The following is a 19,643-nucleotide window of genomic DNA, read 5'->3' on the forward strand; positions in this document are numbered from 1 at the left end:
GGCGGGGTTTCCGGAAGGGGTCACATCAGACAAAATGCTCACCTGACAAGTCTGCCCCACTCGGACGGGTGTTCCGCCGCCGACCCGCGCCCCGCCCGCACAACCCACCCGACCTGCGGTGCAAACGTCGGTAACACGGGGTTCACACATGGGCAACGGGAGGGAAATCGCGGGCGGGCACGCTGCGGTCATCACCGCAGCGATGAAGCAGCGACCAGCAGCACCCGCAGAGTCTGAGGATGGGGCCCGTGAGCTACAAGGCTGAGTACATCTGGATCGACGGCACCGAGCCGACGGCGAAGCTTCGCTCCAAGACGAAGATCCTGGCCGACGGCGACGCGCTGCCGATCTGGGGCTTCGACGGATCGAGCACGAACCAGGCCGAGGGCCACGCCTCCGACCGCGTCCTGCAGCCGGTCTTCTCCTGCCCGGACCCGATCCGCGGCGGGGACAACCTCCTCGTCCTGTGCGAGGTCCTGAACATCGACATGACCCCGCACGAGTCGAACACCCGCGCGCTGCTGCGTCCGGTCGCCGAGAAGTTCGCCGCTCAGGAGCCGATCTTCGGCATCGAGCAGGAGTACACCTTCTTCGACGGCACGCGTCCGCTCGGCTTCCCCGTCAACGGCTTCCCGGCCGCGCAGGGCGGCTACTACTGCGGCGTCGGCTCGGACGAGATCTTCGGCCGTGACATCGTCGAGAAGCACCTGGACCACTGCCTCGCGGCGGGCCTGAGCATCTCCGGCATCAACGCCGAGGTCATGCCCGGCCAGTGGGAGTTCCAGGTCGGCCCCGTCGGCCCGCTGGAGGTCTCCGACCAGCTGTGGATCGCGCGCTGGCTGCTCTACCGCACCGCCGAGGACTTCAACGTCTCCGCGACGCTGAACCCGAAGCCGGTGAAGGGCGACTGGAACGGCGCGGGTGCGCACACCAACTTCTCCACGAAGGCGATGCGCGAGGACTACCGCGCGATCATCTCCGCGTGCGAGGCGCTGGGCGAGGGCAGCAAGCCGCTGGACCACGTGAAGAACTACGGCGCCGGCATCGACGAGCGTCTGACGGGTCTGCACGAGACCGCCCCGTGGAACGAGTTCAGCTACGGCGTCTCGGACCGCGGCGCGTCGGTGCGCATCCCGTGGCAGGTGGAGAAGGACGGCAAGGGCTACATCGAGGACCGCCGCCCGAACGCGAACGTGGACCCGTACGTGGTGACCCGCCTCATCACGGACACCTGCTGCGCCGGCCTGGAGAAGGACGGCCTGGTCTGAGGACCGGCAGCGCCCCCTCCACCCCGCTCGACCCGAACAGCCGACAACGCCCGCCGTGCCTCCCAGGCCCGGCGGGCGTTGCCCGTTGGCGCGTGCCACGGCGGGCAGTTGCCGTTTTGTCCTGGCTTGCCGGGGGACGCGCGGCCTTCGCGGCCGGAATATGAGATTTCGATCCACGACCTGAGACGGAGTCTGCCCCGGGACGCGTCCGTCTGCTTGAATGGGCCCATGGCCAGCCACTCGCACACCTCGTCAGGTCGCAGCGACCTCGAGCCGTTCTGGCCGTCCCGTCAGGACCACGATTTCGACCGGGTGTGTTGCCGCGCGAAGAACGCGCCGGCCCTCTAAAGCCTCCGGGATCTCCCAACCGACCTTCCCTCAGGCCTTCGGTCTGCGCGGTACGACATCGATGACGTAGGTACGTCTCCCTGCCGACCACTCCGCGTGAAAGAGCTGACCACTCATGGCGAACACCCGATCCATCACTTCCGCCGCCTCCGCTGCGACCGCTTCCCTGACCTATCCGCCCAGTCCGCGCCACCGGCTGCGTTCCGTGGACCGGGACGAGGTGTCCCGAGTGGTGGATCTCCTCCCGCCCGGCGCCACCTGGCTGCCCGCCCCCCAGCACACGCTCCCGACGGTGCCCGGACAGCCGCCGATGGTCGGCTACCTGGTCCTGGTACCGGCCGACCAGCAGCCGCCCGTCGCCTTCGTCCCCCAGGCCGTCGCCGCCCCGGCCGCGCCGTACGCCTCCGAGCCCGCGGCCGCGGCCGCGACGGGCGACGCCCTGGTCCGCATCGACGCGGCGCAGCGCACCGCCGAGGTCGACGGACGGGTACTCGACCTGACCTACCTGGAGTTCGAGCTCCTGGCCCACCTGGTGAAGCACCCGCACCGGGTGCACAGCCGGGACCAGCTGGTCACCACGGTCTGGGGCTACGGCCACGTCGGCGACGGCCGGACCGTGGACGTCCACATCGCCCGTCTGCGCCGCAAGCTGGGCGCGGCCCACCGCGGCGCGATCCAGACGGTGCGCCGGGTGGGCTACAAGTACGCGCCCTGACGGGCCGCCGACCGCACACGGCGGGCCCGCACTCCCGGGGGAGTGCGGGCCCGTCGGCTTCACGGGTCTTCCTAGGCCGGGTTCGCGGCCTTCACGCGGCGCCGGGCCACGAAGCCCAGCAGCACGTCGACCGCGAGGAACGCCACGAGGCTGATCCCGAGCATCGGGACGAACCAGCCGACCACCGCCGTCACCGCGGCCAGCGGCAGCAGCACCGACACGGGCAGCCTGCGCCAGGCGCCGCGCGGCTGGGCACGGCCTGCGGAGAACGTGCGGTCCTTCGTCGGCCGCCGCAGCCACCACATCCGGTAGCCCCAGAAGATCAGGAGCATCAGTGCGACGGCGAGCGCGGCCAGGGCCAGCTGGTTGACGAGCCCGAAGGTCAGGCCCATGTGCAGGTCGATGCCGAAGCGGGTCATCTTGGCGAGCAGCGGGTAGTCGGCGAAGGGCAGTTCGTCCATGACCCGGCCGTCGGCGGGGTCGATCGCGACGCTGTCCAGGTGCACCGGCACCTGCTTGTCCTTCTCCTTGACCACGTAACCCTTGCCCTTGGCCGGGAGCGTCACCTGGAGGTACTCGGTGACGCCGGCGGCCCGGGCGGCCTCGACGGCGCGGTCGATGCCGATGTCGGCGGTCGGGGCGGGCGGCGGCATCTCCTCGCCGGGGCCCATGTTGTGCCCCGCGTGCTCGTCACCCCCGGCGGATTCCGGGCCCGGCTTCAGTTTCGCGGAGACGGTGGGGGTGGCCCCGCCGAGGCTGTCCTGGAGCTGCCCGATGTTCTCGCCCGCGTACTTCGACCAGGTCAGACCGGTGGCGGAGAGCACTACGAGCCCGGCGACGGACCAGAGGCCGACCACGCCGTGCCAGGACAGGGTCCGGCGGCGGCCTTCGGCCCCGCGGGCGGGGACGACGAGCTCCGCCTTGCGCTTGCGGCGGCGGCCGATCCACAGGGCGAGGCCGCCGAGGGCGACCACCCACAGCCAGCTCGCGGCGAGTTCGCTGTAGTTCCGTCCGAAGTCGCCGAGCTGGAGGTTGGAGTGGAACTCGCTCAGCCAGGCCCGCAGCGGCAGCGCGTCGCCGGAGGTGGTGAGCTGCCCGCGCACCTCGGCCGTATACGGGTCGACGAACACGGTGAGGGTCTCGCCCTCCGGGAGCCCCTTGCTCTCCATGATCACGCGGGTGGTGGCGTCGGCCTCGGGCGCGGGCCACACGGAGACGATGTCGCCCTGGGGCGCGGCACCCTTGGCCGCCGCGACCTGGGCGCTGAGCGGCAGCGCGCTCTCTCCGACCCGGGCGACCGTCAGCTCGTCGGAATAGATGATCTTCTCGGCCTGCCAGGAGCCGGCGTACAGCAGCCCGGTGGCGGCGGCGAGGAACAGCAGCGGGGCGATGAGCAGGCCCGCGTAGAAGTGCATGCGCAGGAGCAGCGGCCGCAGGGCGGCCCAGCCGCCGCCGCGGCGCTTGGTTATCCCGGTCGGCTCGGTGGTGTCGGTGGTGTCGGTGGTGTCGGTGGTGTCGGCGTCCGGGGTCCGGACGTCCTTGACCTCGTCAAGGGACATGGTGGTCCTAAGTGTTGGCGAAGACATGGGGAGGCGGCCCCAGGTCTCGCCGTTCGCCACTCAGGCGCAGGCGGGACGGCCGGGGGCCGTGGTGCGGAAGGTCCGGCCCGCGGGCGGCCCGCGGCGCACCACGGCATGGGCGTGCACGGCCCCGCGCAGGCGGCGGGGGCGTTCGTACGGACGGCGAGGGCGGAAGGCGGGCGGGGCAGCCGGGACCGCCACCCCCGCCCGGAGCAGGGCGAGCGCGCGGGACAGCGGCCGGGCCGCGTGCAGCGCGGCGGCCCCCAGGGTGCGGGCCAGCCGGAAGACGGCGGCCTCGCCCCGGGCCAGCCAGGCGGCGCAGAACAGTCCGGCGAGCACGTGCGCGGCGATCATCCCTGCCCCGCCGTGCCCGGCTGCCATGTCCGCCATACCGCCCGACGTCCCGGCGGCCATCGCGCCCATGTCCATCGCGCCCATGTCCATGCCGCGCATGGAGCCGTCGCCGGGCATCGCCCCGGGCGCGGGCGCCGCCGCCCGGCTCCCGGAGAAGACGAGGTGCAGCGCCCCCTGCACGGTGAGTACCGCCGCGGCGATCCCCACCGGCCCCCGGCGCCGGCCGGCGGCGAGCCAGGCCAGTCCGCCCGTCACCCCGAATGCACCCAGAAGGTCTGTAAAGGGAATACCGGTGCCGGACATGGATGAATGCCCCACCGCACCCAATGCGGTGCACACCGCCGCGAACATCGCGGCCCGCGTGGCGCGCATCGGCGCAGGGTGCTGGGACATGGCCGGATCATGTTCCCACGGGGCCCGGTGGTTTCCGCCGGAGGGCCGTATCCGATCATGGGCGTGTGAATGCGATTCCACTCGGAGCGGTGTACGCCGGCGGGGTCCAGCTCGGTGCGTACGCCCTGGAGCGGATGGGGGCCACCGAGCGGGAGCGGCTGCTCCTGGAATGCTCGACGAACGTCGACAATCTTGCCGCCGGGCGCTGGGAGACCCTGCTGACCAGCGCGCTGGTCGTCGAGGAGCCCCTGCCCCTGCCGTACGCGCTGCTACTGGTCGCGGTCCTCGGATACGCCGAGTACGCGTACGGCGCCTGGTGGACGGCCGCGGTGTTCCTGTTCGGGCACGCCGCCGCGACCCTCCTCGTGTACGGCGCCCTGCGCAGGACGTCCGATCGGGCGACCCGGCGCGCCCTGGACGTGGGGACCAGCTACGGGTTCAACGCGGTACTCGGCGCGCTGACCTCGGCCCTGCCGCGCGGGGCGGTCCGCACGGCCGCGCGGGCGGGGCTGCTGGCGCTCGCCGCCGTGCCCGTGCTCAAACGCGGCCGGACCTTCACGGACGCCGGACACCTGGCGGCGCTCGGAATCGGGATCGGGGTCTCGCTGGCCGTCGATTGTCTTTCCAGCCCGAAACATCACAAAATTACATGAATCGCCGCACCGTACGAATTGCTGGAGCATCCACGATGACCGCCACCCCCGCCACCACCGTCGCCAACCTCCGCGACATCGGCGGCACCCCGCTCTCCGGCGGCCGCACCGTCCGCACCGGCCTGGTCCTGCGCTCCGGCCAGCTCGACCGGCTCGACCTGGACGCCGACCCGGCGGTGGCCGCGCTGGGCCTGCGTACCGTCATCGACTTCCGCACCGAGGCCGAGCGCGCCGCCCACCCCGACCGGGTGCCGGCCGGCGCCCGGCTCCTGATCGGCGATGTCCTGGCGGACAAGATGAACTCGGGCCGGGTGCCCGCCGCGGCCCAGCTCAAGGACCTGCTGTCCGATCCCGTCGTCGCCGAGGAGCACTTGGGCGACGGCAAGGCGCAGGCCCTGTTCGGCGACGTCTACCGGTCCTTCGTGCGCTCCGGCTCCGCGCACGCCGCGTACCGGATGCTGCTCACCGAGGCCGCCGACCCCGAGGCGGGCCCGCTGCTCTTCCACTGCACGGCCGGCAAGGACCGCACCGGCTGGGGCGCGACGGTCATCCTGTCGCTGCTCGGAGCCGACGAAGAGACCCTGATGGCCGAATACCTGTCGGTGAACCCGGCGGTCAAGCAGGCCTTCGCCCCGATGATCGAGGGCTTCACGGCCGCCGGCGGCGACCCGGACATCGCGCTCGCGCTGATCGGCGTCTTCCCCGCCTACCTGCAGGCGGCACTGGACGAGGTCGAGACGCTCTACGGCTCCATGGAGAAGTACGTGCGCGAGGGACTCGGCGTCTCCGACGAGACGGTCGAGTCGCTGCGCGCCCGGCTGGTGGTCTGAGCCGCGGGTCCCGCCTTCGGCCCCCGGGCGGCTCCCCGCGGCGTGGTAGCCGGGTGAGGGTGTGCCACAGACGGGTGACCATCCGACGATTCCCTCGTTCTGCTGAATGTGACTGCGCCGGATACCGCCACCCGCCCCCTGTCTCCCGATGTCGAGCAGGCCGAGGCCGCCATCGTCGAGCACTACCCGCGGCTCGTGCGGCTCGCCTATCTGGTGCTGCCGCCCTCTCTCGGCCGCAACCGGCGGGTGCTCACCGCCCATTCGCTGGTCCAGCGGGCGCTGCCGCGCGGGCGGCGGGACGCGGCGGCGGCCGTGCGGGGCGGGGTACCGGGCCAGCGCGGCGGCGAGGGTGACGCCGGGTACGCGTACGTCAGGCTGCGCGTGCTGCGGGCCGCGCTGGAGGCCGGGGTTCCGCTGACGTTCCGCGCCCTGCCCCGGCGCGCGCAGCTCCCGCCCGTGCTGCCGCAGGTGTGGGGGCTGCGGCTGTTCCCCCGGTCCGGCGGGGCCGAGGAGCTCGCCCTCGACCAGTGGCTGGCCACCCTCGGCGGGCCCGGCCGCGCCGCCTGCGTCCTGCGGGCCCTGGAACGGCTGTCGGAGCCGGAGGTGCTCCGGGTGCTCGACGAGGCCGGGGTCGCCGACCCGGCCGCCGCGGTTCTGGAATCGGGGGATCCGGCGAACGACTCCCTGTTCGCCTCCCCCGAGTTCGACCCGTGCGTGCTCCAGGCCCGGCCCACCGACCTGCTGCGCCGGCGCCGGCTCGCGCGGGCCGCCCTCGCCGCCGGGGCCGCCCTCGCCGTGTGCGGGGCGCTGCTCGCGCTGCCCGGCGGGGGCTGGGGCTCGGACGGGGCCGCCGCCCCGCCGTACGCCCGTAACGCCGTGGCCGAACAGGCCCTGGATCCGGGGAAGCTGGTCCGGGCAGCGGCCACGCTCTGGCGTACCTCCTCCCGTACGGACTTCTCCGCCTGGCCCGCCCGCGGCGACCGCGCCGACGACGCCGAACTGCTGCGCCGGGCGCTGGCCGTCTGGGCCCGGCCCGGCTCCTCGGTGGTCGTCTCGGCCACCCCGGGCACCCCCGCCGGTCCGCCCATGGGACCGGCGCAGCTGCTGTTCGCGGGCGTCGTCGACCAGGCGGTCGTGGTGCTGTTCTACGACGGTCTGCGGGTGGTCCGGTACGCCGAACCGCGCGCCGCAGCCACCGGCGCCGCCCTCGACTTCGCCCGGACCGACGGGGCCTCGGCGGACACCGCGACCGCCCTGGTGCTCAGCCGGGTCGACGGCAACGTCCGCTATCTGACGGCGCCCTGGGTCACCGGCGCGGCCCTGCGGGACCTGCTCAAGCCGGGCCAGGCTCCCGCGCCGCTCAAGACGGCCCCGGACGGGGTCACTCCGCCGGTGCCGGGCCCGGCCCCGGCGGGCAGCTGCACCAGCTGGAACGCCCTCGCCCTGACGGGGGACGGCGCCACCCGGCTGATCACCGACCTCGGCGAGCTGACCCCGGCCCGGCTCACCTCGGGCGCGCCGGGTGCCGAGCGCGATGTGACGGAGGCCGCGGAGCTCGGGGACTGGTCCAGGATCGCCTGCCTGCTGCCCTCGGTGCGCTCGCACGGGGTCCGTACGGTCAACGCCTGGACGTACGCCAAGCAGCCGCTGCCCGAGGGCGACGGGACGGCGGCCTGGCTGTGCACGCGGGCCGAGACCTGGCAGGGCGCGGCGGACCGGGTGCAGGCGCAGTTCCTCGCGCCGGGCGCTCCGCTCGCCGCGCAGGCGGCCACGTCGGAGGGGTCGCCGGCGTGCGGTCCGCGGGAGCCGCGGGTGCTGGCGGGCGTGCTGTGGAAGTCCCGCGCGGGCCAGTGGTACGTACTCGCGGCGGGCAGTGCGCAGTTCGCCTCGCTGTCGGTGTCGGGCGGCGGGGTGAGCGGGGCCGCAAACGGGAACCGGCTGGCGGTCAAGGCGCCGGCGGGGGCGCAGGTCGACCTGTCGGGCAAGCTCACGGACGGGACGAAGGCGGGGGTCCTGCGTTAGGAAGTGGCGGCAGAGGGGTTTTCCTCGCCTGTACCCATCAGTACATTGACGCCATGTCTAATAGGCCGCTCGCGCCCGTCCCCGTGGCGTCGGAACACATAGACCTGAAGCCCCGGAACGTGTCCTTCGGCTGGGAGGACACCCCGCTCCACTGGCTGCCCGACGACCCGTTCGCCGGGCACATGATCAATGTGCTGCACCTGCTGCTCCCCGCGGGTGAGCGGTGGTTCGTGCACGTCTACAAGCAGGTGCTCCCGTACATCGAGGACGAGCGGCTGCGCGCGGACGTCGTCGGCTTCATCGGCCAGGAGGCCATGCACGCCGCCGCGCACGACGACGTGCTCCCCCACCTGAAGCGGCTCGGGCTCGACCCGACCCCGTACACGGCTCAGGTGGACTGGCTCTTCGAGAAGCTGCTGGGCGACCGGACCCTGCCGCCGGGCCGGGCCCGGCACTGGTGGCTGATGGAGCGCGTCGCGATGATCGCGGCGATCGAGCACTACACGGCGTTCCTGGGCGACTGGGTGCTGAACGCCGACGAGCTGGACCGGCGGGGCGCCGACCCCACCATGCTGGACCTGCTGCGCTGGCACGGCGCGGAGGAGGTCGAGCACCGCTCGGTGGCCTTCGACCTCTTCATGCACGTGGACGGCAACTACCGGCGCCGCGCCCGGACCTGGGCGACCGGCTTCTCGGCGCTGGTCTTCCTCTGGCAGCGCGGTGTCCGCTTCTTCATGGAGAACGACCCGCACCTGGTGGACGGCAAGGCCTCCTTCGGGCAGTTCTTCCGGGCCGGACGGCAGGGCGTGCTCCCGTCCACGGGCGCGATGCTGAAGTCCATACCGAAGTACCTCTCCCGGACGTACCACCCCTCGCAGGAAGGCTGCACGGCCCAGGCGGTGGCCTACCTCGCCTCGTCCCCCGGTGCGAACGGCGGGGTGAAGGCGTGAGGCGCGCCCTGACGGTCGCGGCGTTCGCGGGGGCGGCCTGGGCGGCGAAGCGGGCCCTGCACGGCCGCATCGGGAAGTCCCCGCTCTGGCCGCTGCCGGCCCTGGAGACCCCGGTCTCGGGCTACTCGCCGCGCCGCCCGCTGCGCGCGCTGATCGTCTCCCGTACGGAGCCTGCGCTGGGCGTGCTGGAGCTGACCCTCCAGTCGCCCGAGCTCCCGGCGTGGACCCCGGGCGCGCACGTGGACGTCACCCTGCCCTCCGGTCTGGTCCGCCAGTACTCGCTGTGCGGCGACCCGGCGGACAGCGGCACGTACAGGATCGCGATCCGGCTGGTCGAGGACGGCCGCGGCGGCTCGCGCGAGGCGCACGCGCAGCTGGTCGAGGGCGCCGAGCTGGAACTGCGGCCGCCGCGCAACCGCTTCGAGCTGGTCCCGGCGGCCTCGTACGTCTTCGTGGCAGGCGGCATCGGCATCACCCCGATCCTGCCTATGCTCCGGGCGGCCACGGCGGCGGGCGCCGACTGGACCCTCCTGTACGGGGGCCGCTCGCGCGCGTCGATGCCCTTCCTGCCCGAACTCGCCCTCCACGGCGACCGGGTCGTGCTCCTCCCGCAGGACGAGGTGGGCCTCCCGGACCTGTCCTCGCTCTCGGCGCCCCGGCCGGGCACACTGGTCTACTGCTGCGGCCCGGAACCCCTGATGCACGCCGTCACGGCCGCGGTCCCTTCCGGTGTCCCGGTCCACCTGGAACGCTTCACCCCGGCGGCCCCCGGCCCGGCCCGGGCCTTCACGGTCGAACTCCACAGCTCGGGCCGCACCCTGGAGGTCGGCGCGGCGGAAACCACCCTGGCGGCGGTCCGCCGCGCCCTCCCCGACACCCCGTACTCCTGCCAACAGGGCTTCTGCGGCACCTGCCAACACCGCGTCCTGTCGGGCGAGGTGGACCACCGCGACGACCTCCTCACGGACCAGGAACGCGAGGACTCGATGCTCCTGTGCGTCTCCCGCGCGAAGGGCGCCCACCTCACCCTGGACCTCTAGCCCCTGTCGTCGGCTCCCCTACTCGTAGATCCGGGCGGCCATCACCATGTTCCCGACCAACTCCCAGTCCGGCTGCGCCGGCATCTCCAGCTGCTGATTCCGCCAGACGTGGGGCAGGGCGCCCAGCCAGGCCGCCCCCGCCTCCAGGAACGGCTCCAGCGTCACGTTCTCCCAGGCGCCGCTTGGGCGCGCCAGCGCCACGAGAGCAGCAAGCGGCCGCCCCCACCCGCACCGGGGAGGACGGCCGCTTCCGGGTCCGCTCGGGCAAGGCCTCCGGCTGGCCCCGGCCGCCGGTTCGGGGGACGGCGCCCTGGTGGGGGGTGGGGAGAGTGGAAGTAGGGTGTCCGCATGACAACCGGGGTGCGGCGCAGGATGGGTGTCGAGGAGCGGCGGCAGCAGCTGATCGGGGTTGCCCTGGAGCTGTTCAGCAACCGGTCCCCCGACGATGTGTCGATCGACGAGATCGCGGCGGCCGCGGGGATATCGCGGCCGCTCGTCTACCACTACTTTCCGGGCAAGCTCAGCCTGTACGAGGCCGCGCTGCGGCGGGCCGCCGACGAGCTGGCGCTGCGGTTCGTCGAGCCCCGGGAGGGACCGCTCGGGGCCCGGCTGCTGCGGGTGATGGGGCGGTTCTTCTCCTTCGTCGACGAACACGGCCCGGGCTTCTCCGCGTTGATGCGCGGCGGTCCCGCCGTGGGGAGCAGCCAGACCAACGCCATGATCGACGAGGTCCGGCAGGCGGCGTACGAGCAGATCCTCGCGCACCTGGGCATCGGCGTCGACGACCCGCCGGCCCGGATGGAACTCGTCGTGCGGTCCTGGGTGTCGCTCGCCGAGTCCACCGCGCTGATCTGGCTGGACGGGCGGAAGATCCCGCGGTCCGAGCTGGAGTTGCAGCTGGTGCACGACTTCGCCGCGCTGGCCGCCGTGAGCGCCGCGTACGACGAGGAGATGGCGGGAATCCTCGGAAGGATCCTGGTCCACGAGCCTGCCGACGGGCCCTTCGGGGAGCTGGTCGGGCGGCTCGGTGCGCTCGTTCCGAGCGGGGTGCCCGGACCGCGGTGATCCCGCCTCCGGCGGCCGGTCATGATCACCGATAATGCTCGCGTGATCATTGACGACGGGATCTTGTTCCGGCCGGCCGTGGAGAAGGACGCCGGCACCCTGGTGACGCTGTACGACCAGGCCGCCCGGTGGATGCGGGCCAACGGGATAGACCAGTGGAAGCCCGGTGACAAGGACGCCGCCCACTTCCGTGCGCGGATGGGCGACGGCGAGGTGTGGCTCGGCGGGGACTGCGACGGGCGGGTGGTCGGGGCGTACGAACTGTGGTGGTCCGACGAGGAGGCCTGGGGCGTCCAGCCGCCGGTCGCCGGGTACGTGCACCGGCTGATGGTGGAGCGCCAGACCGCGCCCGCCGGGGCCGGGCGGCGCCTGCTCGAACACGCCGAGCGGCGGATCGCCAGGACCGGCCGGGAGCGGGCGCGGCTGGACTGCGTCTCCACCAACCCCCGGCTGCTCGCGTACTACCAGGGTGCGGGCTACCGGGTGGTCGGGGAGCTCCCCAACAAGGTGGGGAAGGACGGCAGGGTCTACGGGGTGATCCTGCTGGAGAAGCGGCTCGACCGGCTCAGCGTCGTGTGAAGACCGAGACGGTGCGGGCGGGGACGGTGAACTCTCCTGTCGTCTTGTCGTAGGCGGACCGCTTGACCGTGGCGTCGGAGCCCGCCGCCTGGAGCTTGTGCAGGGTGTAGGCGGTGCCCGCGAGGGCGGGAACGCGCTGGGCCTGGGCGGTCGGGGTGGCGTTGAAGACCACCACCAGGTCGCCCAGGGTCATGGTGATCACGCCCGGGGTCTCGTCCTTGCCCGAGAGGGGGAAGGCCAGCCGCGACTGGACCGCCTCCGCCGTGGTGAGGGCGAACTCCGGTTCGGTGGTGCGGATCTTCAGCAGGTCGCGGTAGGCGGCCGAGGTGCCGTCGATGTCCGCGCACGCCGGGGCCGGCCCCGTCAGCAGGGGCTTCGCGTACAGCCACTTCGAGGCGTTGTCGGCGGCCGGGGGCAGGCCGCGGCCGAAGCCGTTGCCGTTTCCGGCTCGGCAGTCCCAGTGGATGGCGTTGAACCAGTCCCCGCTGTCGTAGGAGTTGCGGTCCAGGGACTTGGAGCGGAGCAGGTCCGTACCCGCCTGGGAGAGCGCCGGTCCCTGGGAGAGCGCGGCCGTCGCCAGGGCCAGGACCTGCATCCGGGCCTTGTCCTGTGAGGTGGTGGCCGGCGGCAGTTTGTAGGTCAGGGCGTCGGCGAGGGTCTCGTTGTCATGGGCGTCCGCGTAGGCGAGGGCGTCGCCGGGGGCGGCCGCGTAGCCGGCCGGGGCGCCGTTGTAGTCGAGCTCGGAGCCCTTGATCCGGCGGCCGGCGGTGTCGGTGAAGGAGTACGAGGCGAGGTTGCCGGACAGGCCGACCTTGATCAGGTCCTGGTCGTGCAGGAGGCGGGCCTTCTGCTCGGCCGGGGTGCCGTTGGCCGGGGATCCGTTCGGCGCCGTGAACAGGCCGGAGGCGAAGCCCTGGACGCGCGGGTCCTCGTCGAAGGGGCCGCCGCCGCGGACCGCGTCGCGCGCCCGGTCGGAGAAGGTGGCGATGCCGGTGCCGGCCATGTTCTTCTGCGTGGCCTGTACGAAGCGGGCGTCGTCGGCGACCTCGCCGAAGTTCCAGCCCTCGCCGTAGAGGACGATCTTCTTGCCGTCGACTCCGTCCTTGGCGACGGTCAGCTCGTCGAGGGCCCTGCGGACGGCCAGGATGTTGGCCTTCGGGTGGTGGCCCATCAGGTCGAAGCGGAAGCCGTCGACCTTGTACTCCTTCGCCCAGGTGACGACGGAGTCCACGACGAGGCGGCCCATCATGGCGTTCTCGGGGGCGGTGTTGGAGCAGCACGTGGAGGTGGCGACGCTGCCGTCGGCCAGCAGGCGCTGGTAGTAGCCGGGCACGATGCGGTCCAGTACGGACTTGTCCGACTGCCCGGACGCCACCGTGTGGTTGTAGACGACGTCCATCACCGTGCGCAGCCCGGCCCCGTTCAGCGACTGGACCATCCTGCGGAACTCGACCGTACGGGCCGTGCCGTTCGGGTCGCTCGCGTAGCTGCCCTCGGGGACGGTGTAGTGCAGCGGGTCGTAGCCCCAGTTGTAGCCGTCCTTCGCGGCCGCGGCGGCCACGCAGGCCTGCTGCTCCTGCGAGTCCGGCGCGTACGCCTTCAGGTCGCACGCGGGCTCGGTGCGGTCCCCGGGCTTCTCCGGGATCGTGCCGATGTCGAAGGCGGGCAGCAGGTGGACGTACGAGGTTCCGGCGGCGGCCAGGTCGCGCAGGTGCCGCATGCCCGCCGAGCCGGTGTCCGTGAAGGCCAGGTACTGCCCGGGGTGGGTGCTGGTGCGGTCCGCGACGGAGAAGTCGCGGATGTGCAGCTCCTGGATCTGCGCGGAGGTGAAGGGCACCGGCGCGGGCTTGCGCAGCTGCCGCCAGCCGGGCGGGGCGAGCTTCGGGTCGGCGAGGTCGACGGCCAGGCTGTGGGTGGAATCGGTGGTCAGGGCGGTGGAGTACGGGTCGGTGACGAGGTTGCGGACCACCTGCCCGGTGCTGGGCGCCCAGACGGTGACGGCGTAGCGGTAGGGCTTCCCGGTCCAGGAGCGTTCGCCGCGCACCGACCAGACGCCTGTCGCGTCGTCGCGGCGCATGGCGACGGTGTGGCCGTCGAGTTCGAGGGCGACCTGCTGGGCGGTCGGCGCCCAGACGGAGAGGGTGGGGCGGCCGTCCTTGAAGACGGGGCCGAGCGGGGTGTTCGTCGCGTACAGGTCGTCCAGGACCCCGGCGAGCTGTACGCCGGTGGCGGCGAGGACGGCCCCGTTGGCGGCGCGGGCGCTCGCGACGAGCTGGCCGCGCAGGGCTTCGCGGACGCGGTCCCGGTCGCGGGGGTCGACGGTGAAGGCGGTGTACGCGGCCAGGTGCGGGAACTTCTGCTTCTGCGCGGCGGTGAGCTCGGACCGGGTCAGCCGCAGCCACTGGGCCCGGCCGGTCAGGGTGCCGTTCTCGGCCTTGACGGCGCCTTCGCGGGAGGCGAGGAGCTGGGCGGAGGCGGCGGCCGCGGGGGCGTTCCAGGCGAGGGTGTCGCGGTCGATCCAGACGGCCTGGGCCTTGGTCAGGTCGAGGGCGGCGCCGGCGCCCGCGGGCTGCGGCAGCAGGTACTTCTCCTTGCCGCCGAGCATCCACACCTCGTGGCCGGTGGCCTTCAGGTCCAGGGACTGGTCGGTGGGGAGGTCCTTCTCGTCACCCTTGTGGAGGATGTAGCTCAGGGAGGTCGCACCGGCGGCGAGCGGGACCTCGTACACCGCGCCGTAGGAGTCGGTACGGGTCGGCAGCAGCGGCTTGGACCAGTCGGTGGGGTTCGCGGCGCCGGTCCAGACGTGCAGGCCCCAGCCGTCGTAGGCGCCGTCGGGGCGCTGGTAGTGCAGGACGGCCTTCGCCGTGTCCTGCGGCGGGTAGGCGGGGCGGTCGGTGCGGGCGGGCTCCTTGCCCTGCTCCAGCCAGATCTCGCCGGTCTTCGTCACGTCGATGGTGCGGTCGGCGCCGACGTCCTTGTTGCCGTCCTTGTCGATGACGAGGTAGCCGACGGAGGAGGCGCCGGGCTTCAGCCTGACGTGGGCGAAGGCCCCGTAGGCGTCGCGGCCGGTGAAGTCGTGCCCGGCGGGCCAGTCGGTGGCTTCGCCCTCGGCGAGGTCGCCCCAGGCGTAGAGGCGCCAGTTGGTGTAGTCGCCGTCGGGGCGGTTGTAGTGGACGACCGCGTAGTCGCGCTGGGTGGCGGTGGGGACCTCGGGGGGCGGGGCCTGCCCGGCGGTGGACGCGGCGAGGGCGCTCGCGGTCCGGCCCGCGGAGTCGACGACGACGGCCTTGTAGCGCAGGGCGGTGCCTGCCGGGGCGGTGACGTGCTGGGTGACCTTGTACGGGGCGTGGTCGGCGGAGCCGAGGACCTGCCACTTGTCGGTGCCGGTCTGCGCGGCGAAGACGACCCGGTTCAGGCCGCCGCCGGAGACGTCCGCGGTGAGCTCGACGGTGCCGGTGGCGCCCGGGGCCGGGGCCTTGAGGGTCAGGGCGGGCTTGGCGGCGGGGGCCGCGAGCGGGGCGGTGCCCTGGAGCACCACCGAGCCGAAGGCGGGGACGACGACGGTGAGTTTGCCGGCCGCGGAGGCGCGGATCAGCGCGGTGCCGCCGTAGAGGGTGCGGTACTGGGCGCCCGCCGGGGCGTCGATCTCGACGGTCCGGGACTCGGCCGCGTTGTTGGCGGCGACCAGGTACTCGGTGCGGCTGCGCGTGTCCGTGCGGGCGAAGGCGTAGACGGAGCCGTCGGCGAGGCGCTCGCTCTGGACGCCGTCACGCAGGGCCGGGTGGGCCTTGGTCAGCTTCGAGAGAGCACTGATCTGCTGGTAGAGCGGGTGACCCGGATCGTAAGCGTCGCTCGCGTGGGTGCGCGCCGTTCCGAGCTGGTCGTCGTCCAGGTAGTCGGCGACCTGCGTGGCGAAGAGGGGCTGGCGGGCGTCCTTGTCGCCGCCCGCGCCGGTGAAGCCCTGCTCGTCACCGGAGTAGATCACCGGATTGCCCCGGGAGAAGAACATCAGCTCGTTGGCCAGCCGGTAGCGGTCGAGCAGTTCCTGCTCCCCCGCGCCCGGCCGGTCCTGCTTCAGGAAGGTGCCGAAGCGGCCCATGTCGTGGTTGCCGAGGAAGGTCACCTGCTCGTAGGCGTTCGCCTTGCCGGAGGTGTACCGGTAGTCGTCTGCGAGGACGGAGCCCAGCCGGCCGGCTCCCGCGCCCTGGGAGGCGTACGAGCGGATCGCGTCCTGGAGCGGGAAGTCGAGGGTGGCGTCGAGGCGCCCGCGCGTCACGTACGGGGAGGTGACCGCGGTGTCGGCGGAGTAGACCTCGCCGAACATGAAGAAGTCGTCGCGGCCGCGCTTGGCGGCGTACGTGTCGAGGGCGGTCGCCCACTGCGTCCAGAACTCGGTGTTGACGTGCTTGACCGTGTCGATGCGGAAGCCGTCGATGCGGAAGTCCTCGACCCACTTCTCGTAGATCTTCTCCATCCCGCTGACGACCTCGGGGCGCTCGGTCCACAGGTCGTCGAGGCCGAAGAAGTCGCCCTGGTCGGAGGATTCGCCGGCGAAGGTGGAGTCGCCCCGGTTGTGGTACATCGTCGGGTCGTTGAGCCAGGCGGGGACCTTGGCGTTCTTCTTCGCGTCCGGCACGAAGGGGGTCCTCGGGAAGGACGTGCCGTCCACCTTCGGGAACTTCCCCTTGCCTCCCGCGTAGTCCTTGTCGTCGAAGGGCACGCCGTCCTTCGTCAGATACGGGAACGCCCCCTTCGACAGGTACGAGTAGGACGCCTCCCGGTAGTCCACGACGTCGGCGGTGTGGTTGGTGATGACGTCGAAGAAGACCTTCATCCCCTTCCCGTGCGCCTTGTCGATCAGCCGCTCCAGGTCCGCGTTGGTACCGAAGTGCGGGTCGACCTGGGTGAAGTCGGTGATCCAGTAGCCGTGGTAACCGGCGGAGACGTCGGTCCCCTTGCCCTGCACCGGCTGGTTCTTGAAGATCGGCGCCATCCAGATGGCAGTGGTGCCGAGCCCCTTGATGTAGTCGAGCCGGTCGGTCAGCCCCTTGAGGTCACCGCCCTGGTAGAAGCCCTTGTCCGTCGGGTCCAGGCCGGTCTGCAGGCGGGAGCCGGTCAGGCCGCCCCGGTCGTTGCCCGGGTCGCCGTTCGCGAACCGGTCCGGGAGCACGAAGTAGAACTGGTCCCGGGTCAGGTCGTGCCGGGCCGGTTCGGCGGCCAGTTTCACGTCCGAGGGCGGCGCGGGCGCCTGCGCGGCGGCCGAGGCCGCGGCGGGGAGGGCGGGCAGGAGCGTCACGGCCAGGACGGCGGCGAGCACTCCTGCGGCAGGGCGTATCAAGGCGGTTCTCCTTGTGTACGTGTCGCAGGGATGAGGGCCGCCCGGCGTGGCAGGGACGATGGTGCCGGGCGGCCCTGGTCTGTGGAGCGGCGGCTCAGTTGCGCCAGGTATCGGCCAGCGTGACCTTGCCGCTCGCGGGGACGGTGGCGGTGCGGTTGGCTCCGCTCTCCCAGGTGACGTTGCCCGCGGCGTCCTTGCGGACGTACTTGTACGCGAAGGTGGTGCCGGCCGGGAGGGTGGCGTCGAGCTTCCAGACGGGGTAGGCCGCCGGGTCGAGCTTGAGGGCGCCCGCGGTGTTCCAGGAGCCGAGCTCTGCGCGGTCGCCGGTGACGTAGATGTTCTGGCCCGGGACGGTGGTCGCGGTGACGGCGAAGGAGGCCCCGCTGGTGGCCGTCGGCGGCGGGGTCGAGCCGCCGGAGCAGGTACGGGCACCCGTGTGCAGGGCGACGGCCGTCCCGGCGGGGAGGGTGGCGGTGAACTGGCCGCCGGAGTTGACCGTGACCGTACGGTTGTTCTGCACGTCGCAGTAGTCGCCCGCCGCGAGGGAGGTCTGGAAGGTGCGGGTCAGGGCCGAGCCCTCGTGGTTGATCGCCACGTACGCCTTGGAGCCCCGCCCGAAGGCGATCTGGTCGCCGCCGTTGTCCCACCAGTCGGTGACGGACTGCCCGCGGGCCGCGTTGCGGAAGCCGACCATGGAGGAGATCTCCCGCCAGGCGTGCTGGCACTTCCAGCCGTCCGCGTAACAGGCGTTCACCGAGCCGCCGTTCGGCGGACCGGCGTCCTTGTCGGTCCACTCGTAGCCGGAGTGGACGTCCGGGGAGCCGTAGGGCCAGGCCAGCATGAACACGCTGGCGAGGGTGTAGTCCGAGCCGTTCTTGTAGTTGAGGGTGTCCCCGCCGCGCTCGGTGTCGTGGTTGTCGACGAAGACGGCCGACTGGGCGGAGGGCATGTGGCCCCAGGCCTCGCCGAAGTTCTTCAGGTAGGCGAGGTTCTCGTTCTGGAAGACCCGCTTGAGGTCGCGGGCGTAGCGGAACTCCTGCACGTCCCCGTTGCCGAGGTACTCGCTCGGCGAGACGGCCTCGCCCGCTCCGTAGATCGCCTCCTGCTTCCAGTAGACGCCGGGGTTCGTCAGCCGGGACTTGATGTTGGCGAGGTCGGCGGCGGGCATGTGCTTGGCGGCGTCGATCCGGAACCCGTCGACGCCGAGGGAGGACAGGTCGTTGAGGTAGCCGGCGATCTTTCCGCGTACGTAGTCCTCGCCGGTGTCGAGGTCTGCGAGCTGGACGAGCTCGCAGTTCTGGATGTTGGCACGGTCCTGGTAGTTCGAGATGGTGGCGCGGCAGTCGTCCATGTCGGAACCGGAGTAGACGCCGGGGTAGTTGTACTTCGTGTACGAACTCCCGCCCGTCCCCGTCCCGTCACCGGCGGCCATGTGGTTGATGACGGAGTCGGCCACGACCTTCACTCCGGCGGCGTGGCAGGTGTCGACCATGCCCTTGAAGGCGGTCCGGTCGCCGAGCCGGCCGGCGATCTTGTAGCTGACGGGCTGGTACGAGGTCCACCACTGGGAGCCCTGGATGTGCTCCTGGGGAGGCGAGACCTGGACGTAGCCGTATCCGGCGGGGCCGAGGGTGTCGGTGCAGGCCCGGGCGACGGAGTCGAACTTCCACTCGAAGAGGACGGCGGTGACGTCCTTGTCGCCGGGAGGCGTGGCGGCGGCCTGCGGTGCTTGCGCGGTGAGGGTGGCCGCTGCGACGGCCAGGGCCGCGAGGGCGGCTGCTCTGTGGGGGCGGGGCATGTGGGTCCTCCTGGCGGAGAGGGGGGATTGTGGCGACCGTAGGTGCCGCGCCCCAGCCCTGCAAGACCTTGCGCAAGAGATTGCAGAATTGTTTCGCGAAGGTGGCCCCCGGGTGTTGTCAGTGGTGGCTGCCACCCTGGGCCCATGGAGATGCAGCTGACGATCGACTGCGCGGACCCCCGGCGGATGGTGGCCTTCTGGACCGGAGCCCTCGGGTACGTGCCGGAGCCCCCGCCCGCCGGGCACGCGACCTGGCGTGCCTACTGGCAGGACATGGGCGTGCCCCCGGAGGAGTTGGGCGAGGACGCCGGGGAGACCCCGGAGTCGATCGTCGACCCGGAGGGCCGCGGCCCGCGCATCTGGTTCCAGCAGGTCCCCGAGCCGAAGACCGTCAAGAACCGCCTCCACCTCGACCTGAAGGTCGGCGGCGGGCGGGACGTGGACATCGCCCTGCGCAAGGAGCGGGTCACGGCCACGGTGGAGCGGGTCACCGCGGCCGGCGCCACCATCCTGCGGATCATGGACGAGCCGGAGATGCCGCACTACGCGGTCGTGCTCCAGGACCCCGAGGGCAACGAGTTCTGCGTGGTCTGACGCGGACCGCCCGGGGGCGGGCACCGGGTGGGGTGTCGGCCGGGACGTAAAACGTGATTTGTGGCGCCGACCAGGCCCGCAAGGGCCCAAGCCCGGCCCAGGGCGCCATAAATCAC

Annotated in this window: 15 protein-coding genes; 10 read left to right on the forward strand and 5 right to left on the reverse strand. The window is 72.3% G+C overall.

Features of this window, described 5'->3' with window-relative positions; genetic code table 11:
* Positions 1–248: 248 nt before the first annotated feature.
* A complete protein-coding gene (glnII, locus tag ACFYOB_RS05855; protein WP_388555000.1) occupies positions 249–1,268 on the forward strand; it encodes a glutamine synthetase in 1,020 nt (339 codons plus the stop codon).
* 463 nt (positions 1,269–1,731) lie between these two features.
* Positions 1,732–2,331 (forward strand): winged helix-turn-helix domain-containing protein, encoded by a 600-nt coding sequence (locus tag ACFYOB_RS05860; RefSeq protein ID WP_388555002.1) that lies wholly within the window; start codon positions 1,732–1,734, stop codon positions 2,329–2,331.
* A 71-nt stretch (positions 2,332–2,402) separates the two neighbouring features.
* Here ACFYOB_RS05860 and ACFYOB_RS05865 read toward each other — a convergent pair whose 3' ends face one another.
* Complete coding sequence (locus ACFYOB_RS05865; RefSeq protein ID WP_388555004.1) at positions 2,403–3,890, reverse strand: PepSY-associated TM helix domain-containing protein; 1,488 nt, start codon at positions 3,888–3,890, stop codon at positions 2,403–2,405.
* A 60-nt stretch (positions 3,891–3,950) separates the two neighbouring features.
* Positions 3,951–4,658 (reverse strand): hypothetical protein, encoded by a 708-nt coding sequence (locus tag ACFYOB_RS05870; protein WP_388555005.1) that lies wholly within the window; start codon positions 4,656–4,658, stop codon positions 3,951–3,953.
* Positions 4,659–4,723: 65 nt separating this feature from the next.
* On the opposite strand from ACFYOB_RS05870, the gene ACFYOB_RS05875 reads away from it, so the two are divergent.
* The 5 genes from ACFYOB_RS05875 (at position 4,724) to ACFYOB_RS05895 (ending at position 10,153) form a co-directional block, all read left to right on the forward strand.
* Positions 4,724–5,311, forward strand: a complete 588-nt coding sequence (locus tag ACFYOB_RS05875) for a rhomboid-like protein (RefSeq protein WP_388555006.1) — start codon at positions 4,724–4,726, stop codon at positions 5,309–5,311.
* Positions 5,312–5,346: 35 nt separating this feature from the next.
* On the forward strand, positions 5,347–6,141 hold the full coding sequence (locus tag ACFYOB_RS05880; RefSeq protein WP_388555008.1) for a tyrosine-protein phosphatase: 795 nt from the start codon (positions 5,347–5,349) through the stop codon (positions 6,139–6,141).
* Between the two features lie 108 nt (positions 6,142–6,249).
* The gene (locus ACFYOB_RS05885; RefSeq protein WP_388555011.1) at positions 6,250–8,163 is read left to right on the forward strand and encodes a hypothetical protein; all 1,914 of its coding nucleotides are present in this window, start codon (positions 6,250–6,252) and stop codon (positions 8,161–8,163) included.
* 53 nt (positions 8,164–8,216) lie between these two features.
* Complete coding sequence (locus ACFYOB_RS05890) at positions 8,217–9,113, forward strand: metal-dependent hydrolase (protein ID WP_388555013.1); 897 nt, start codon at positions 8,217–8,219, stop codon at positions 9,111–9,113.
* Positions 9,110–10,153, forward strand: coding sequence for a PDR/VanB family oxidoreductase (locus ACFYOB_RS05895; RefSeq protein WP_388555016.1), 1,044 nt, complete (start codon positions 9,110–9,112; stop codon positions 10,151–10,153). Before ACFYOB_RS05890 ends, ACFYOB_RS05895 begins: the two co-directional genes overlap by 4 nt.
* Before the next feature lie 18 nt (positions 10,154–10,171).
* Here ACFYOB_RS05895 and ACFYOB_RS05900 read toward each other — a convergent pair whose 3' ends face one another.
* The gene (locus tag ACFYOB_RS05900; RefSeq protein WP_388555018.1) at positions 10,172–10,354 is read right to left on the reverse strand and encodes a hypothetical protein; all 183 of its coding nucleotides are present in this window, start codon (positions 10,352–10,354) and stop codon (positions 10,172–10,174) included.
* Between the two features lie 147 nt (positions 10,355–10,501).
* Between ACFYOB_RS05900 and ACFYOB_RS05905 the strand changes: the two genes are divergently transcribed.
* Positions 10,502–11,218, forward strand: a complete 717-nt coding sequence (locus tag ACFYOB_RS05905; RefSeq protein WP_388555021.1) for a TetR/AcrR family transcriptional regulator — start codon at positions 10,502–10,504, stop codon at positions 11,216–11,218.
* Positions 11,219–11,260: 42 nt separating this feature from the next.
* Complete coding sequence (locus ACFYOB_RS05910) at positions 11,261–11,797, forward strand: GNAT family N-acetyltransferase (protein WP_388555023.1); 537 nt, start codon at positions 11,261–11,263, stop codon at positions 11,795–11,797.
* Here the strand turns inward: ACFYOB_RS05910 and pulA are convergent.
* Entirely contained in the window at positions 11,784–17,135 is a 5,352-nt protein-coding gene (gene pulA / locus ACFYOB_RS05915; RefSeq protein WP_388555026.1) for a pullulanase-type alpha-1,6-glucosidase, read from the reverse strand. The two genes, ACFYOB_RS05910 and pulA, sit on opposite strands and share 14 nt — an antisense overlap.
* 94 nt (positions 17,136–17,229) lie before the next feature.
* Positions 17,230–18,933 (reverse strand): carbohydrate-binding module family 20 domain-containing protein, encoded by a 1,704-nt coding sequence (locus ACFYOB_RS05920; RefSeq protein WP_388555029.1) that lies wholly within the window; start codon positions 18,931–18,933, stop codon positions 17,230–17,232.
* A 150-nt stretch (positions 18,934–19,083) separates the two neighbouring features.
* Between ACFYOB_RS05920 and ACFYOB_RS05925 the strand changes: the two genes are divergently transcribed.
* The gene (locus ACFYOB_RS05925; protein ID WP_388555600.1) at positions 19,084–19,527 is read left to right on the forward strand and encodes a VOC family protein; all 444 of its coding nucleotides are present in this window, start codon (positions 19,084–19,086) and stop codon (positions 19,525–19,527) included.
* Positions 19,528–19,643: the final 116 nt, after the last annotated feature.

Source organism: Streptomyces sp. NPDC006463, from assembly GCF_042870715.1.
Classification (GTDB): Bacteria; Actinomycetota; Actinomycetes; order Streptomycetales; family Streptomycetaceae; genus Streptomyces.